At 65.8% G+C, this 15,932-nt stretch carries 16 protein-coding genes; 13 read left to right on the forward strand and 3 right to left on the reverse strand.

Features of this window, described 5'->3' with window-relative positions:
• The first annotated feature begins 1 nt into the window (after position 1).
• The 6 genes from ACS5PJ_RS06450 (at position 2) to ACS5PJ_RS06475 (ending at position 6,669) form a co-directional block, all read left to right on the forward strand.
• Positions 2 to 2,050 (forward strand): bifunctional aldolase/short-chain dehydrogenase, encoded by a 2,049-nt coding sequence (locus tag ACS5PJ_RS06450; protein ID WP_439434075.1) that lies wholly within the window; start codon positions 2 to 4, stop codon positions 2,048 to 2,050.
• A complete protein-coding gene (locus tag ACS5PJ_RS06455) occupies positions 2,047 to 3,558 on the forward strand; it encodes a rhamnulokinase (RefSeq protein WP_439434076.1) in 1,512 nt (503 codons plus the stop codon). The genes ACS5PJ_RS06450 and ACS5PJ_RS06455 overlap by 4 nt, the downstream gene beginning before the upstream one ends.
• A 34-nt stretch (positions 3,559 to 3,592) precedes the next feature.
• Positions 3,593 to 4,612: an acetylxylan esterase gene (locus ACS5PJ_RS06460; protein ID WP_439434077.1), complete on the forward strand. Its 1,020-nt coding sequence runs from the start codon at positions 3,593 to 3,595 to the stop codon at positions 4,610 to 4,612.
• Positions 4,613 to 4,855: 243 nt separating this feature from the next.
• Positions 4,856 to 5,998 carry a 3-deoxy-7-phosphoheptulonate synthase gene (locus tag ACS5PJ_RS06465; protein ID WP_439434078.1) on the forward strand — a complete coding sequence of 381 codons (1,143 nt, stop codon included), beginning with the start codon at positions 4,856 to 4,858 and terminating at the stop codon, positions 5,996 to 5,998.
• A gap of 145 nt (positions 5,999 to 6,143) precedes the next feature.
• Positions 6,144 to 6,356: a helix-turn-helix domain-containing protein gene (locus tag ACS5PJ_RS06470; RefSeq protein ID WP_058931377.1), complete on the forward strand. Its 213-nt coding sequence runs from the start codon at positions 6,144 to 6,146 to the stop codon at positions 6,354 to 6,356.
• Positions 6,357 to 6,570: 214 nt separating this feature from the next.
• Positions 6,571 to 6,669 carry a 30S ribosomal protein bS22 gene (locus ACS5PJ_RS06475; RefSeq protein ID WP_003792170.1) on the forward strand — a complete coding sequence of 33 codons (99 nt, stop codon included), beginning with the start codon at positions 6,571 to 6,573 and terminating at the stop codon, positions 6,667 to 6,669.
• Between the two features lie 247 nt (positions 6,670 to 6,916).
• Here ACS5PJ_RS06475 and ACS5PJ_RS06480 read toward each other — a convergent pair whose 3' ends face one another.
• Positions 6,917 to 7,735, reverse strand: a complete 819-nt coding sequence (locus tag ACS5PJ_RS06480) for an HAD family hydrolase (RefSeq protein ID WP_439434079.1) — start codon at positions 7,733 to 7,735, stop codon at positions 6,917 to 6,919.
• A 76-nt stretch (positions 7,736 to 7,811) separates the two neighbouring features.
• Between ACS5PJ_RS06480 and ACS5PJ_RS06485 the strand changes: the two genes are divergently transcribed.
• Positions 7,812 to 8,066 carry a glutaredoxin family protein gene (locus ACS5PJ_RS06485; RefSeq protein ID WP_439434080.1) on the forward strand — a complete coding sequence of 85 codons (255 nt, stop codon included), beginning with the start codon at positions 7,812 to 7,814 and terminating at the stop codon, positions 8,064 to 8,066.
• 90 nt (positions 8,067 to 8,156) lie between these two features.
• Complete coding sequence (locus tag ACS5PJ_RS06490) at positions 8,157 to 8,873, forward strand: redox-sensing transcriptional repressor Rex (RefSeq protein WP_439434081.1); 717 nt, start codon at positions 8,157 to 8,159, stop codon at positions 8,871 to 8,873.
• Positions 8,874 to 9,086: 213 nt separating this feature from the next.
• On the opposite strand, the gene ACS5PJ_RS06495 is transcribed toward ACS5PJ_RS06490, so the two are convergent.
• On the reverse strand, positions 9,087 to 9,872 hold the full coding sequence (locus ACS5PJ_RS06495) for an AI-2E family transporter (protein WP_439434082.1): 786 nt from the start codon (positions 9,870 to 9,872) through the stop codon (positions 9,087 to 9,089).
• 302 nt (positions 9,873 to 10,174) lie between these two features.
• The gene (locus ACS5PJ_RS06500; RefSeq protein ID WP_439434083.1) at positions 10,175 to 10,723 is read right to left on the reverse strand and encodes a YceI family protein; all 549 of its coding nucleotides are present in this window, start codon (positions 10,721 to 10,723) and stop codon (positions 10,175 to 10,177) included.
• A gap of 202 nt (positions 10,724 to 10,925) precedes the next feature.
• Here ACS5PJ_RS06500 and ACS5PJ_RS06505 point away from each other — a divergent pair, with 202 nt between their 5' ends.
• The 5 genes from ACS5PJ_RS06505 to ccsB are packed head-to-tail and all read left to right on the forward strand — an operon-like array spanning position 10,926 to position 15,878.
• Entirely contained in the window at positions 10,926 to 11,606 is a 681-nt protein-coding gene (locus tag ACS5PJ_RS06505) for a histidine phosphatase family protein (RefSeq protein WP_439434084.1), read from the forward strand.
• 2 nt (positions 11,607 to 11,608) lie between these two features.
• Entirely contained in the window at positions 11,609 to 12,235 is a 627-nt protein-coding gene (locus tag ACS5PJ_RS06510) for a TlpA family protein disulfide reductase (RefSeq protein WP_439434085.1), read from the forward strand.
• A 15-nt stretch (positions 12,236 to 12,250) separates the two neighbouring features.
• Entirely contained in the window at positions 12,251 to 13,006 is a 756-nt protein-coding gene (locus ACS5PJ_RS06515) for a cytochrome c biogenesis CcdA family protein (protein WP_439434086.1), read from the forward strand.
• Positions 13,006 to 14,745, forward strand: coding sequence for a cytochrome c biogenesis protein ResB (resB, locus tag ACS5PJ_RS06520; RefSeq protein ID WP_439434087.1), 1,740 nt, complete (start codon positions 13,006 to 13,008; stop codon positions 14,743 to 14,745). The genes ACS5PJ_RS06515 and resB overlap by 1 nt, the downstream gene beginning before the upstream one ends.
• Entirely contained in the window at positions 14,745 to 15,878 is a 1,134-nt protein-coding gene (gene ccsB / locus ACS5PJ_RS06525; protein ID WP_439434088.1) for a c-type cytochrome biogenesis protein CcsB, read from the forward strand. Before resB ends, ccsB begins: the two co-directional genes overlap by 1 nt.
• Positions 15,879 to 15,932 lie beyond the last annotated feature (54 nt).

Below are 15,932 nucleotides of genomic sequence, written 5' to 3' on the forward strand. Positions count from 1 at the left end.
GATGACTGCACAGAACATCAACAAGACTGTTGAAGACCTGATTTCCCGTTCCAACCGCCTGGGTGCGGATAAGCGGAACACCAACTTTGCCGGCGGCAACACCTCGGCCAAGGGCACGGAGAAGGACCCGGTGACGGGCGATGATGTCCAGCTTTTGTGGGTCAAGGGCTCCGGCGGGGACCTGGGCACGCTGCAGGCCGGGAACCTCGCGGTGTTGCGCCTGGACCGTTTGAACGCGTTGAAGAACGTGTACCCGGGTGTTGAGCGCGAAGATGAGATGGTGGCTGCTTTTGACTATTGCCTGCACGGTAAGGGCGGCGCCGCGCCGTCGATCGATACCGCCATGCATGGCCTGGTGGACGCCGCCCACGTGGACCACCTGCACCCGGATTCCGGGATCGCCATTGCCACCGCGGTGGACGGCGAGGCCCTGACCACCAAGATCTTCGGAAGCAAGGTTGTCTGGGTTCCGTGGCGCCGGCCCGGTTTCCAGCTGGGCCTGGACATCGCCGCGATCAAGGAGGCCAACCCGCAGGCCATCGGCACCATCCTCGGCGGCCACGGCATCACTGCCTGGGGCGCCACGAGTGAGGAGGCCGAGACCAACTCGCTCTGGATCATTGAACAGGCCGAGAAGTACATCGAGGACAACGGCACGGCTGAACCCTTCGGCCCCGCGCTGGACGGTTACGCCGCGCTGCCCGAGGCCGAGCGCCGGGCCAAGGCCGCAGCGCTCGCCCCGGTGATCCGCGGCCTGGCCTCCACCGACAAACCGGTCCTGGGGCACTTCAGTGATGACGCCGTCGTCCTTGATTTCCTCGCAGCCGCCGAGCACCCGCGCCTGGGCGCGCTGGGCACCTCCTGCCCGGACCACTTCCTGCGCACCAAGGTCAAGCCGCTGATCCTGGACCTGCCCGCCGAGGCGTCCATTGAGGACTCCATCGCCCGGCTCAAGGAACTTCACGCGGAGTACCGGGTGGACTACCAGGCCTACTACGACCGGCACGCCACCCCGGAGTCCCCGGCGCTGCGCGGCGCGGACCCGGCCATCGTCCTGATCCCCGGTGTGGGCATGTTCTCCTACGGCGCGAACAAGCAGACCGCCCGCGTTGCCGGCGAGTTCTACATCAACGCCATCAACGTGATGCGCGGCGCCGAGGCGATCTCCACCTACGCCCCGATCGAGGAATCCGAGAAGTTCCGGATCGAGTACTGGGCGCTGGAGGAAGCCAAGCTGGCCCGCCTGCCCAAGCCTAAGTCCCACGCCACCCGCATCGCTTTGGTGACCGGCGCGGCGTCGGGCATTGGCAAGGCGATCGCCACCCGGTTGGCGTCCGACGGCGCGTGCGTGGTCATTGCCGACCTGAACCTTGAGAACGCGCAGGCCGTCGCCGCGGAACTGGGCGGCGCGGACGTCGCCATCGGTGTCCAGGCCGACGTGACGGACGAGGCCCAGGTTATCGCCGCGATCGACGCCGCTGTGCTCGCGTTCGGCGGGCTGGACCTGGTGGTCAACAACGCGGGGCTGTCCATCTCCAAGCCGTTGCTGGAGACCACCGAGAAGGACTGGGACCTGCAGCACAATGTCATGGCCAAGGGCTCGTTCCTGGTTTCCAAGGCCGCGGCGAAGGTGATGATCGCCCAGGAAATGGGCGGGGACGTCATCTACATCTCTTCCAAGAACTCCGTCTTCGCCGGGCCGAACAACATCGCCTACTCCGCCACCAAGGCGGACCAGGCCCACCAGGTGCGCCTGCTCGCAGCCGAACTCGGTGAGCACGGCATCAGGGTCAACGGCATCAACCCCGACGGCGTGGTCCGTGGCTCCGGGATCTTCGCCGGCGGCTGGGGCGCAAAGCGCGCCGCGGTCTACGGCGTGGACGAGCAGGAACTGGGCAAGTACTACGCCCAGCGGACCCTGCTCAAGCGCGAGGTCCTGCCCGAGCACGTGGCCAACGCCGCCGCGGTCCTGACCAGCGCGGAACTGTCCCACACCACCGGACTCCACATCCCCGTGGACGCCGGTGTGGCAGCAGCCTTCCTGCGATGAGCGAAACAGCAGCACAGGACACGGCCCCGGCCACCGCCGGGGCGGTGTCCGCCGCTGGCCCCTCGGGCCAGGTCTTCGCCGGCAGTGTTTTCGCCGCCGTGGACATCGGCGCGTCTTCGGGCCGGGTCATTCTGGGCCGCGTGAGCGGTTCCGGCGTTGAGCTGGAAGTGGTGCACCGCTTCCCCAACGGTGTGGTGGAGCTCGACGGCGGCCTCCGCTGGGACTTCGACGCCCTGTTCGCTGAGGTACTCAAAGGCCTGGCGGCTGCCGCTTCGGTTGCGGCGGCAAAGAACGAAACCATCACCAGCATCGGCATCGACACCTGGGCGGTGGACTACGGCCTGGTCAACGCCAAAGGCGCGCTCACCGCCCAGCCGTACAGCTACCGCGATGACCGCAGCCGCGCCGCCGTCGCACCCGTCCACAAGAAACTGGACCCGGCCCGGCTCTACGGCACTACCGGGCTGCAGTTCCTGCAGTTCAACACCCTCTACCAGCTCGCCACCGAGCAGGACCTGGACGGGCTGCAGGCACTCCTGATCCCGGACCTGATCGCTTTCCTCCTCACAGGGCAGCGCCGGACGGAATCCACGAACGCCTCCACCACCGGCCTGTTCGACGCCGTGGCGGGGGAGTGGGCCACGGAATTCCTCAGCGCCCTAGGTCTGCCCAAAAAGCTGTTCCCGCCGCTGGTCGAACCCGGCGAAACGGTGGGCACCCTGCTGCCCGGCATCGCCGAACAGGTTGGCTTGCCCGCCGGCACGAACGTGGTGGCGGTCGGCTCGCACGACACCGCGTCCGCCGTCGCGGCCGTCCCCGCCCAGGAGAGCAACTTCGCCTACATCTCCTCCGGCACCTGGTCGCTGGTGGGCCTGGAGCTGAAGCATCCGGTTCTGACCGAGGCCAGCCGGGCAGCGAATTTCACCAACGAACGCGGCGTGGACGGCACCATCCGCTACCTCCGCAACATGGGCGGCCTCTGGCTGCTCAGCGAATGCCAGCGCACCTGGGCGTCCGAGGGCTTCACTCCGGAGCTCACAGCCTTACTGACCGCGGCTGCGGCACTGCCTCCGGGCGGGCCGCAGATCAATCCGGACGATCCTTATTTCATCGCCCCTGACAACATGCCCGAGCGGATCCGCTCCGCGGCCCGCCGCACCGGGGACATCCTGCCGGATGACCCCGCGGGAATCACCCGCTGCATCATGGACAGCCTCGCCGCCGGCTACGCCCGCACCATCCGCGACGCCGAACGCCTCGCCGACCAGCCAGTGGACGTGGTCCACGTAGTGGGCGGCGGCTCACAGAACCGGCTGCTCTGCCAGCTCACGGCCGACGCCACCGGCAAGACCGTGATCGCCGGCCCCGTGGAAGCAACGGCACTGGGCAACATCCTGGTCCAAGCCCGCGCGGCCGGGCAGGTCACCGGGGGGCTCAGGGACATGCGGGGGCTGGTGGTGAACAGCCACGCGCTGCAAACCTTCACCCCGCAGCTCGCGCGGCTCTAGACTCTTTTCGACCCAGAAAGGACCCGCCACCCCCATGCCCCTCTTTGACCTGCCCCTTGACCAGCTGCGCACGTACACCTCGGCCGTCACCGCACCCGCAGACCTTCAGGCCTTCTGGGACGGCACCATTGACGCAGCCCGCGCGTTTCCGCTCAATCCCACGTTCGAGCCGGTGGAGAACTACCTCACCGTCATCGACACGCTCGATGTAACGTTCAACGGCTACGGCGGGGCGCCGATCAAAGGCTGGCTCCACCTCCCGGCGAACCGTGCGCCCGGAACCCCGCTTCCCGTCGTCGTCCAGTACGCCGGCTACTCGGGCGGGCGCGGCCTGGCCAACCAGGACACCAAATGGGCCCAGGCCGGGTATGCGCAGTTCATCATGGACACGCGGGGGCAGGGGTACGGCGGGATTCTCGGCCACACCCCGGACCCGCACCCGTCCGCCGGCGACGTCGCCTACGCCGGCCTGATGACCAGGGGAGTGGGCAACCGGGAGGATTACTATTACCGACGGGTCTACGTCGACGCATTCCGGGCGGTGGAAGCCGCCCAATCGCACACGGAGGTGGATGCCTCCCGGGTGGTCCTTGCCGGCGTCAGCCAGGGCGGCGGAATCGTCGTTGCCACGGCCGGGCTGGCGGCTGGAAGGCTCGACGGCGTGATCGCCGCGCTGCCCGACGTCCCGTTCCTCCAGGACTTCCCGCGCGCCATCGACATCACACCGAGGGGCCCCTACCCCGAGATCGCGGCCTTCCTGGCCCGGCACCGTGAACGGTACGAGGCCATCCTGGACGTGCTGAACTACTTCGACGGCGTCAACCTGGCCCGCTGGGCCACCGTCCCCGCGCTGTACTCGGCGGCGCAGATGGACGATGTCTGCCCGCCGTCGACGGTTTTCGCCAGCTTCAATGCGTACGGGGCAGGGGCGGGCGGCGCATCCGGGACAGGTGCTGCCAAGGACATCGAGGTGTACCGGTTCAACAACCACGAGGGCGGCCAGGAGCACCACTGGATCAGGCAGCTGCAGTTCCTCCGCAAGCTGCTGGGCTGAGGAATCCTGTATGACGCCCCACTGGGCGGGGGATTTTGCCGGCGGCGCGCGGTGCCGTTATGGTGTGGCTATGACAAACCGTTGGTATGCGTATTTTTCGTTGGCTCTGGAGGGGCCCGCGTCTAACTGACACGCATCCAACTTTCCTTCAGAGCCAACAGGGCAGAGATCATTCTCTGCCCTTCGCCATTTCCCGGCGGGTTCTGAATTCGGGCCCGCTTCCTCTCCGGAACAGGACCCCACATGAGCACCGCACCAGCCACCACCGCCACTCCCGCCGACGCACAGGCAGGCGCATCTGCAACGAAATCCACGTCCAACCTGCGCGTCAGCGAATTCACGCCACTGCCCACGCCCCAGGAGCTCATCGCCGAGCTGCCGCTGGACGCCCGGGTGGCGGACGTCGTCGAACGCGGCCGGGATGAGGTCCGCGCCATCATGGACGGCGTGGACGACCGGCTGCTGGTCATCGTGGGCCCGTGCTCCATCCACGATCCCAAAGCGGGCCTGGAATACGCCCGCCGGCTCGTGAGCCAGGCGGAAAAGCACAAGGAAGACCTCCTGATCGTGATGCGGGCCTACTTCGAAAAGCCGCGCACCACCGTGGGCTGGAAGGGCCTGATCAACGATCCGCGCCTGGACGGCAGCCACGACATGGAAACCGGGCTCCGGACCGCACGCCGCTTCCTCCAGCAGGTCACCGCCCTCGGACTGCCCACCGCCACCGAATTCCTTGAGCCGATCAGCCCCCAGTACATGGCGGACCTGATCTCGTGGGGAGCCATCGGGGCCCGCACCACCGAAAGCCAGATCCACCGCCAGCTGGCTTCCGGTTTGTCCATGCCCATCGGTTTCAAGAACGGGACCGACGGCGACCTCCAGGTTGCGATCGATGCCTGCGGTGCCGCCGCTGCCGCGCAGGCCTTCCTGGGGATCGACGGCGAGGGCCGGGCGGCGCTCGTGGCCACGGCCGGCAATCCGGATACGCACGTGATCCTCCGTGGCGGACGCAAGGGGCCCAACTACTCCGCTGCCGACGTCGAAAGCGCCTCCGCCAAGCTCACGGCAAAAGCGCTGAACCCCCGGCTGATCGTGGACGCCAGCCACGCCAACAGCGGCAAGAGCCACCACCGGCAGGCGGAGGTGGCCTTGGAGATCGGCGCCCAGCTGGAGGACGGCGGCCAGCCGGCACACGCCATCGCAGGGGTCATGCTGGAGAGCTTCCTGGTGGGCGGGGCCCAGAACCTGGACGTCGCCGAGCACGCGGCCGGAAGGTCCGGGCTGGTGTACGGGCAGAGCGTTACCGACGCCTGCATGGACTGGGATGTGTCCGTCTCCGTGCTCAACCAGCTGGCTGCCTCCGCGCGCATGCGGCGCACGGCGTAATGATTACTCGAAATGACTTTCACTACAGCCCCATGAACCTCTAGAGTATCTAACACATGGTTGGTGGATGGCTCAGCATCGGCACACCGCAATGGAACATCAGCTGGGGCCCCTGTCGTCATCCGTCAGCAAAGGAAATAGGGAAATGTCCGCAGAACAGAACTTCTCGAACGCGAAGTTCCTGACCGTCGCCGAAGTGGCCGAGGTCATGCGCGTCTCTAAAATGACCGTCTACCGGTTGGTCCATTCCGGCGAAATGCCTGCGGTGCGTTTCGGCCGGTCGTACCGTGTACCGGAGAGCGCCGTCGAACAGTACCTCAAGGGTGCTGTGGTTGACGGCCACTCCGAAACCGCCTGATCAGCACCGACGCAGGTCAGGCAACAGGGACCGCATACACGCCGCTGGTTTCGGCCCTGGAAAGGCCGCGGTCAGTAGGCGCCGCCAAGAAGCGGTACCCTGTTAAGGAACGTTTTACGTCATTGTAAGAATCTGTCAGTTGTTTCAGTCTGTAGCTCTGCTCACGGACCAGTTCCATCAGACAGGTACTGCATCTAGTTTGTGAGGAACTTTCGTGGGTTCAGTTATTAAGAAGCGTCGCAAGCGTATGGCCAAGAAGAAGCACCGCAAGCTGCTTCGCAAGACCCGTCACCAGCGCCGCAATAAGAAGTAGAGATACTTCTCTCAGCGCAAAATGCCCGTTGCCTTCCCGGCAGCGGGCATTTTTGTGTCCGTGGGCCGGCCAGCGACTGTGTCTCGCCGTCGCTTAGCGTTCAGTCCCTGCCCAGCCCTCGCAAGCTCGGGCCGGGTCCCTGGGACTTCTTTTCGCCGAAAGGAGCTCCGTTGGTCGCTGGGCGACCTCTGTCGCTCGTTCGGCCGCGATGCGCTCCTACGCGAGACACAGCAGCTGGCGCGGCCTTCTATGCCCGGGGGCCGCGGATGCGGGCGAAGCCGCGCCAGAGGCCGTAGACGGCGCCGCAGGCAGTAGCCGCCTTGAGTCCCAGGGTGGCGGCGCGGCGGCCGGAACGGAAATCGTAGACCGGCCAGTTGTGGTCGCGGGCGTGGCGGCGGAGCCTGGCGTCCGGGTTGATGGCCACCGGGTGCCCCACGAGGGTCAGCAGCGGGATGTCGTTGTACGAATCGCTGTAGGCCCAGCACCGCTTCAGGTCCAGGCCTTCAGTGTCGGCAAGCTCCTGGACGGCAACTGCCTTGGCCGAGCCGTGCAGGATGTCGCCCACCAGCCGGCCTGTGTACATGCCGTCAGCGATTTCACCCACGGTGCCCAGCGCCCCGGTCAGGCCGAGCCGGCTGGAGATGACCGTGGCAACTTCGATGGGAGTGCCCGTGACCAGCCAGACCCGCCGGCCCACACGCAGATGCTGCTGCGCCAGGGCCTTGGCCCCGGGCCAGATCCTGGACGCGATCATCTCGTCATAGACCTCTTCGCCCAGGGCCTTGACGTCTTCCACGGTGATGCCCTCTGCAAGGGTGAGGGCCGAATCGCGGACAGCGTGGACGTCGTCCATGTTTTCGCCGCGTGCCACAAATTTGAACTGCTTCCAGGCGAAGCCGGCGGCCTGCGCCAGCGTAAAGGCCCCACGCTGGTGCATCTTGCGTGCAACGTGAAAAAGGCTGGCGCCCTTCATGAGCGTGTTGTCGACGTCGAAGAACGCAGCTTCACCGGTCTGCATCGCAGCATCCGGCTGCGTGAGAACAGCGACGTACTTCTCCTCGGGCATGTCCACGAGTCTAGTCAATGCCCGGGCCGCCGCCGTTCGCCCCGCGGTCACGCCCAAAGGGGGATACGGTTAAAGCATGGCAAAACCGGAGATAGTGCTCATCACCAAAGCAGACTGTCACCTGTGCGCAGACGCCCGCGACGCCGTCGAACGGGTAACTGCCTCCCTGGGACTTGGGTGGACGGAGCAGTCGGTGGACCAGTTGCCGGAACTGCGGGAGCGGTACGCCGAGGAAATTCCGGTGCTGCTGGTGGACGGGATCCAACGCGACTTCTGGAAGATTGACGAAATCCGGCTGGCGCGGGTCCTGCAACGTGCCATGGCCCAGTAAGACACCGGTTACGCAGAATGGCACCGGCTTTGTTGGCACCGGCGGCGGGGCTCTAGAGTGGAGTCACGACGCGATGGGATGGAGGGGAAAGTGACTTCGCTGGACTCATCCCCGGTCGTCCCCGCAGCTGTGCCCCCAGCCCGGGCTGTGCACGGTCCCGACCCCGCCAAGCAGATTCCGCCCGCGGCCGTGGCCCGGCTGACCATCTACCTGCGCGCCCTGAATACCCTGCTGTCGGAGGGGGTGGAGCGGGTGTCGTCGGAGTCGCTGGCGGAAGCATCCGGCGTCAGCTCCTCGACCCTCCGCAAGGATCTGTCCCATGTCGGCTCTTACGGCACACGTGGCGTCGGCTACGAAGTGCAATACCTGAGCCGCCACATCTCCGCCGCCCTGGGCCTGACCCATGACTGGAAAGTCGCCATTGTGGGCGCCGGCAACCTGGGCAAGGCCCTTGCCCGCTACGGCGGTTTCGAGTCCAGGGGCTTCGACGTCGTGGCAATTTTCGACGCCGACCAGATGGTGGTCGGCAACGAAGTGGGCTGGCTTCGGGTGAGCGACGTCGCAGACCTGGAAACAGTGCTGCAGCGGACCGGCGCAAACATGGTGGTCCTGGCCTTGCCCGCGGCAGTGGCACAGCAGATATGCGACCGCGTTGTGGCCGCTGGTGTCCACAGCATCCTGAGCTTCGCCCCCGTGATGCTGCAGGTCCCGGACGGCGTTAACCTCCGCAAGGTGGACATGGCCACCGAACTGCAGATTCTGGCCTACCACGCACAACGGGGGCAGACCCCGGAACAGACCGCCTAGGTCCCCCCGGCACTGCCCCCCCTCAGACGCTCTGGCAGATCCTGCAGCTATTCCACAAACGCTCTTTCACTCCCTGTCGCCCAAACCACAACGCTCTATCACTTTCCTCAAGAGAGTGATAGAGCGTTAGGGCTTTTCCTGCAGGAAGTGACAGAGCGTCACTGTTTTTCTTGCAGGTTGTGCCAGAGCGTCCGGGGGTGGTGGGTGCTGCTGCTACTGGCCGTAGGGGTTGGCGAACGGCTGCTGCGGGCGGAAGTACGGAGCCGCGGCGGGCAGGTACAGCAGGACGATTGCGACGATGCCCGCCAGCGTTCCCAGAGTGCCAAGGCTAGGCACCTGGAAGAGGCTGAAGACGGACAGCGCGGCAAAAACCGTACCCAGGATCCGGGCCCAGTTCTTGCCCTTGCGGACAAAGATGGCCACCAGCGCGTAGAGTGCGGCGCCGATGATGGCGAATACCACCAGCGTTCCGACGATGACTCCGCGGAGATCGTCGAAAGTCACATCAGCGCCGGCGCCGCCGCTGCTGCGCATGGCGTCCTCGAACGTGCTCCGCATCCGTGGATCGTCAAGGGTGCCGATGCCCAGGAGCATGGAAATGACGAAGATGGCAGCGGAAGCGATCAGAAGCCAGAACGAGATGTTGACCAGCTGCGGAACCCCGGTGGATCCCGTAGCCTGGGGCATTTCGGAGGGGTACTGGGCGTAGGGGGACTGGCCATACGGCTGTTGGCCGTATGCCGGCGGCTGGGGCGAGTTCTGGCCGTACTGCGGTGCGTTCTGCCCGTACTGCGGTGCGTTCTGCCCATACTGGGGCGAGTTCTGGCCGTACTGCGGTGCGTTCTGCCCATACTGCGGTGCGTTCTGGCCGTACTGCGGGGCCGCCGGGGGAGTCGGCTGCCCAAACTGCGGGCTGTTCTCGCCATAGCGGGGAGCCGGCGGCTGGTTGCCGGGCTCGGGTTCATTCGGAACAGGAGGCGGAACGGAGGGCGTGCTCATGAGCGGTCCTTTGCGGGTCGGATATCAGTTCGGCTGCTGGGTACAGTCAACTGGCCCTGCCCCCAGTACGGCTTACCTCCACCGTACCTCCGGCGGGTCCCGGTGCGTGCCATTGCGGCGCGGTTTTCGCGCCCCGGGCGGTTGCCGGGCGTTCCGGGCCACCTGAGGTGCACCGGCCGTTCACCCGCCGTTCGGAAACTGACGCTAGACACAGAATCCAAACACAGAACGCAAACACAGAACCCCGGCCGCCGGGATCCCTAGGGAAGCCTGGCGGCCGGGGTTCTGTCAGAACGGAAGGATTATGCTGCGGGGGCGATGAACGCCAGCTCCAGGTTGATGGCAACCTTGTCGCTGACCAGCACGCCGCCGGCTTCCAGTACGGCGTTCCAGGTCAGGCCGAAGTCCTTGCGGCTGATGGTGGTTTCGGCGGAGACGCCGGCGCGGGTCATGCCGAACGGGTCCACAGCAACGCCGTTGAACTCGGTCTCGAGCGAAACGGGACGGGTGACGCCCTTGATGGTGAGGTCGCCGGTCAGCTCGTAGCTGTTGCCCTTGGCTACGAGGCCGTTGGAGACGAAGGAGATCTCCGGGAACTTTTCGACGTCGAAGAAGTCTTCGCCGCGGACGTGGCCGTCGCGGTTGACGTCCCCGGAATCGAAGCTGGCGGTCTGGATGGTGGCGTTGATCCTGGAATCGGCCACGTTCTCGGCGAGGTCCAGGGTTGCTGCGGCATCCTTGAACTGGCCGCGGACCTTGCTGATGCCTGCGTGCCGGACGGTGAAGGCGATTTCGCTGTGCGAGTTGTCGAGGGTCCAGGTGCCGGTGGTGACGTCTGCGGGAAGAGCCATGGTGTTTCTCCTTGATTTTGTCGGGTGGTACTTCCGGAGTAGTTGATACTTCATCAGTTGAAATATCAACTATCCGCTGCATTCACTATATACATGCATTTGCATCTTTGTCACCCCCGTTCGGAACATTTTTCCAAAAGTTTCAGTTCTACTGGATGTAGAAGATTTCGGATCGCACGCCATCTTTGAGAAACTGGTAAACATGCCCCAAGCCACTGTCCATCTGCTCCGCCACGGCGAGGTCCATAATCCCGACGGCGTTCTGTACGGCAGGCTGCCCGAATTCCACCTGTCCGAGCTGGGCCGGGAGATGGCGCGGACCCTTGCCGCGCACTTCAGCGAGCGTGCCGCACAGGGTGCCCGGATCGTTTATCTTGCTGCGTCACCGCTGGTCAGGGCCCAGGAGACGGCGACGCCCACTGCCGAGGCGCTGCATCTCGAAATCCACACCGAGGAACGCATCATCGAGGCGGAGAACTACTTCCAGGGCATGAAGGTCACCAAGGCGGAGCTCCGCAAGCCCAAGCACTGGCCGCGCCTTGTCAACCCGCTCAGGCCGTCCTGGGGCGAACCCTATAAGGCGCAGGCGGCCCGTGTTCAGGCAGCCGTCCAGGATGCGCGGCTCCGTGCCATCGAACTTGCAGGCAATGACTTCGGAACCGGCGGGCCCGAGGCCATCATGGTCAGCCACCAGCTCCCCATCTGGGCCACCCGGCTCAGCGCAGAGGGCCGCCCGCTGTGGCATGACCCGCGCAAGCGCGAGTGCACGCTGACCTCCATCACGTCCCTGGTGTTCGACGACGACGGCTCCCTCCTGCGCGTTGAGTACAGTGAGCCCGCTGCCGCCCTGCTTCCCGGTGCCGCCACCACTCCGGGCGCCTGATCGTGACAACAGGACCCAGCACTTTCCGCAAGGCAGCATCCCGCCGCAGCGTCCTCGCTGCGGGCGGCGCAGCCCTGACCGCCCTCACACTGGGGCTGTCCGGCTGCGCGCAGGAGGATGCCCTGGCCAAGCAGGCCAAGGCCGGCGACAACAAGAACTACGTGGCGGGCGACGGATCAGTGACCGAATTTGCGGCCGGGGACCGTAAAGCCGCCGTGGCGGTCAACGGCACCCTGTTCAACGGGACCGCCGTCACCCCCGCAGACTTCCAGGGCAAGGTAACCGTCCTGAACTTCTGGTTCGCCGCCTGCGCTCCCTGCCGGGTGGAGGCCCCCATCCTTGAAGAGCTGCACCAGGAGTTCAAGGACCAGGGTGTGCAGTTCTTCGGCGTCAACCTCCGCGACGAAAAAGCCACCGCCGAAGCCTTCGACAAATCGTTCAACCTGACCTACCCCAGCTTCGACGACAAGAACGGCGGCGTCCTCCTGGCCGTCTCCGGCCTGGTCCCTCCGGGCGCCGTTCCCACCACGCTGGTCCTGGACAAGCAGGGCCGGGTGGCCTCGCGCGTCCTGGGTGAAATCCAGAGGGGCACCCTCAAAGCCCTCATTACCGCCGCCGTGGCAGAGTAGCGGCGGCCCCGGACCGTGAACAGCCCCTTCGCCGAAGCCATCCTGAACGGCTCGCTCCTCCTTGCCATCCCGGTGGCGCTGCTGGCCGGACTGGTTTCCTTCCTGTCGCCCTGTGTGCTGCCTCTGGTTCCCGGGTACCTCGGCTATGTCACCGGCCTCAGCGGGGTGGACCTGGAGAAGCAGAAGCGCGGCCGGATGCTTGCCGGAATTGGCCTGTTCGTGCTGGGATTCTCCGTGATTTTTGTCCTGCTCGGCGGAGCCTTCGGCCAGCTCGGCACCCTGATTACCGGCTCCCAGAACGCCTGGATCACCCAGATCCTGGGCATTCTGGTGATCATCATGGGCGTGGTGTTCATGGGCGGCTTCGGCTGGCTGCAGCGTGATGCCAAGATCCACGCCAAACCGCCTGCCGGGCTCTGGGGTGCACCGTTGCTGGGCATCACCTTCGGCCTCGGCTGGGCGCCCTGCATCGGCCCCACCTACTCGGCGGTGCAGCTCCTGAGCCTCTCCGGCGGCTCCTCGGCCGCGAAAGGCGCTTTCCTGGCCTTCGTCTACAGCCTGGGCCTGGGCATTCCCTTCCTCCTGATTGCCTTGGCCGTGCGCCGGGGCATGGGTGTGATGTCCTTCTTCCGTACACACCGCCTGGCCATCCAGCGGATCGGCGGGGGCATCCTGGTGGTGCTGGGCCTGCTGATGGCCAGCGGCGTCTGGGGCACCTGGGTCACCGGGCTGCAGTACTGGTTCCAAACCGATGTGAAGTTGCCGATCTGATGAGCGAGCGCGTGAAAGCAAACAAGAAGTCCCCGGCCCCCGTTACCGCCGCCAAGGCCGATGCGGCCCTCCCCACCCTGGGGCCGGTTGAGATGCTGCGGTGGGCCTGGACGCAGCTGACCAGCATGCGCACAGCGCTCTTCCTGCTGCTGCTCCTGGCCGTGGCGGCAGTGCCGGGTTCACTGTTCCCGCAGCGCCCGGCCAACCCCTCGATCGTCACCCAGTACATCCAGGACAACCCGGACTACGGGAAGCTGCTGGACACCCTGCAGCTCTACGACGTCTACTCCTCGGCCTGGTTCTCGGCCATCTACATCCTGCTGTTCATCTCGCTGATCGGCTGCGTTGTCCCGCGCGCCATCGCCCACTACAAGGCCATGCGCTCGCACCCGCCGCGGACCCCCAAACGGCTCTCCCGCCTGCCCGAGTACGGCACACTGGTGATCCCCGCGGACGCCGGCCTCCCGGCGTCGGACGCCATCCGCAGCGCCGCCGGAGTGCTGAAGAAGCGCGGCTACCGCGTTGAGGTGAGGGACGACGACGGCGCGCGGCCGTCTTTGGGGGCAGAGCGCGGCTTCGCCAAGGAGGTGGGGAACCTGGTGTTCCACACCTCGCTGATCGGCGTGCTGGTCTCGGTGGCCGTCGGAGGGCTGTTCGGCTACAGCGGCCAGCGGATCCTGGTGGAGGGCGACACCTTCGTGAACACACTGGTGGGCTATGACCAGTTCACCCCAGGTACCAACTTCCAGTCCAGCCAGCTCCAGCCGTACTCAATCCAGCTGGACAAGTTCGCCGTCACGTTCGACAGGGAATCCAAGGGCAAGGTGGGCCAGCCCATCGATTTCACCGCCAACGTGACCACCAAGGAAACCCCCGACGCGCCCGCCCGGCAGGAGGTCCTGAAGGTCAACGACCCCGTGACCCTGGGCGGCACCAGCATCTACCTCACCGGCAACGGTTACGCCCCGGTGGTCACCATCCGCGACGGCGCCGGAAACGTTGCCATGCAGGGCCCTGTGGTGGCCAAGCTGCAGGGCGAGAACTATTACTCGTCCGTGGTGATCAAGGTCCCCGACGCCAAGCCGGAGCAGCTCGGCTTCGCCGGGTTCTTCCTGCCCACCGCCTTCATCACCGAGAAAGGCGTCTCGTTCAGCGGCGATCCGGACCTGTTCAACCCGCAGCTGACCCTTAACTCCTACTTCGGCGACCTCGGCCTGGACAACGGCGCGCCGCAAAACGTCTTTGAGCTGGACGTCAAGGACCTCACCCCGCTGAACGCCCGCAACCTGGCCGCCGGCGGCATCACCCTCGCCCCGGGGACCAGCTTCACCTTGCCGGACGGCAAAGGGACCATCAGTTTCGACGGCGTGAAAAGGTACGTGGGCGTGGACATCCACCACAACCCCGGCCAGCTCTATGCCCTGATCTTCGCTCTGCTGGCTGTGGCCGGACTCATCGTTTCCCTCTACATCAACCGCCGCCGCGTCTGGATACGGACCGGAACGCACGACGACGGGCGGACCATGGTGGAATACGGCCTCCTGGCCCGCGGCGAGGACCACCGCCTGGCCGCCGAAGCTGCCACCATCCGCAAGCTTCTCGCCAACGAATGGCAGCTTCCGGCGGAACCCGCCGATGAATCCGCACCCACCCAGCAAACTCCCAGCCGCCAGGACCATAATGGCGCAGAGTCTGTCTCCATCCCTGCCGGCCCCGCCGGACCCACAAAGGACCAGTAATGCCTTTCGCCATCAACGAAACCATGGGCCAGTACAGCGAGCTTTTTATGCTGCTCGCCGCCGGCACCTACACCGTGGCCTTCATCGCCTTCGCCTGGGACCTCGCGAAAAGCAGCAAGGCCCTGCGCGCCGTTGACCTCAAGGCGGCGGCTGCTGCCGGCACCAAAGTGCCCGCGATGGCCGGGGCTGCTGCTCCGGGTAATTCCGGCGGCGCTTCCGTTGACGCGGGCGCGGCATCTGACAGGGCCGGTTCATCGCACCTGGCCGGGCCGGCGGGGCGGGCCGAACGGCCGTCGTCGTCCATTTCCGGGAAGGGCGGAGCCTCTTCAGGACCGGGACAGACCGCCAATGCCGACATGCGCTACGCAGCCGAACGCCGCGTGCCCGCGCGGGTAGCGGTGGCACTGACCGTACTCGGCGCTGCGATCCATGCCGCCGGCGTGATCACCAGGGCGCTGGGCTCAGGCCGCGTGCCGTGGGGCAACATGTACGAATTCCTGACCACGGGGGCCTTTGTGGCGGTGGCCGTGTTCCTGCTGGTGCTAATCCGCCGGGACCTGCGGTTCCTGGGCACGTTCGTGGTGGGGCTGGCCATTATTATGCTGGTGGCAGCGTCCGTGGCCTACTGGACCCCCGTGGGCCACCTGGTCCCGGCGCTGCAGAGCTACTGGCTGATCATCCACGTCTCCATCGCCGTTATGTCCTCAGCGCTCTTCACCCTCACGTTCGCCATGTCCGCCCTGCAGCTGGTCCAGACCCACCGGCAGAAGACCATCGCTTCGGGCGGTGCGGACAAACTCGGCTTCATGCGGCTGGTTCCCTCGGCCCTGAGCCTGGAGAACCTGTCCTACCGGATCAACGCCATCGCGTTCATCGGCTGGACCTTCACGTTGATGTTCGGCGCCATCTGGGCCGAGAAGGCCTGGGGACGCTTCTGGGGCTGGGACACGAAGGAAGTCTGGACATTCGTGATCTGGGTGGTCTACGCGGGCTACCTGCACGCCCGCGCCACCCGGGGCTGGACCGGGACCCGGGCAGCCTGGCTCTCGATCGTCGGCTACCTTTGTGTCGTTTTTAACTTCACGATAGTCAACCAGTTCTTCAACGGGCTGCACTCGTATTCGGGGCTCTGAACTGGGCTTTCTTTCGGCGACCTGGAGCACGCGGCTCAATAGCCCAATCGATGT

The organism is Pseudarthrobacter cremeus (assembly GCF_051857465.1).
GTDB lineage: Bacteria > Actinomycetota > Actinomycetes > Actinomycetales > Micrococcaceae > Arthrobacter.

What these genes read in the sequence shown, in the direction of transcription:
- ACS5PJ_RS06485 (WP_439434080.1), top strand. Translation starts at nt 7,812, where the DNA reads ATGGCAAAACCGGAGATAGTGCTCATCACCAAAGCAGACTGTCACCTG.
- ACS5PJ_RS06465 (WP_439434078.1), top strand. Translation starts at nt 4,856, where the DNA reads ATGAGCACCGCACCAGCCACCACCGCCACTCCCGCCGACGCACAGGCA.
- ACS5PJ_RS06470 (WP_058931377.1), top strand. Translation starts at nt 6,144, where the DNA reads ATGTCCGCAGAACAGAACTTCTCGAACGCGAAGTTCCTGACCGTCGCC.
- ACS5PJ_RS06455 (WP_439434076.1), top strand. Translation starts at nt 2,047, where the DNA reads ATGAGCGAAACAGCAGCACAGGACACGGCCCCGGCCACCGCCGGGGCG.
- ACS5PJ_RS06450 (WP_439434075.1), top strand. Translation starts at nt 2, where the DNA reads ATGACTGCACAGAACATCAACAAGACTGTTGAAGACCTGATTTCCCGT.
- ACS5PJ_RS06460 (WP_439434077.1), top strand. Translation starts at nt 3,593, where the DNA reads ATGCCCCTCTTTGACCTGCCCCTTGACCAGCTGCGCACGTACACCTCG.
- ccsB (WP_439434088.1), top strand. Translation starts at nt 14,745, where the DNA reads ATGCCTTTCGCCATCAACGAAACCATGGGCCAGTACAGCGAGCTTTTT.
- ACS5PJ_RS06480 (WP_439434079.1), bottom strand. Translation starts at nt 7,735, where the DNA reads ATGCCCGAGGAGAAGTACGTCGCTGTTCTCACGCAGCCGGATGCTGCG.
- resB (WP_439434087.1), top strand. Translation starts at nt 13,006, where the DNA reads ATGAGCGAGCGCGTGAAAGCAAACAAGAAGTCCCCGGCCCCCGTTACC.
- ACS5PJ_RS06500 (WP_439434083.1), bottom strand. Translation starts at nt 10,723, where the DNA reads ATGGCTCTTCCCGCAGACGTCACCACCGGCACCTGGACCCTCGACAAC.
- ACS5PJ_RS06505 (WP_439434084.1), top strand. Translation starts at nt 10,926, where the DNA reads ATGCCCCAAGCCACTGTCCATCTGCTCCGCCACGGCGAGGTCCATAAT.
- ACS5PJ_RS06495 (WP_439434082.1), bottom strand. Translation starts at nt 9,872, where the DNA reads ATGAGCACGCCCTCCGTTCCGCCTCCTGTTCCGAATGAACCCGAGCCC.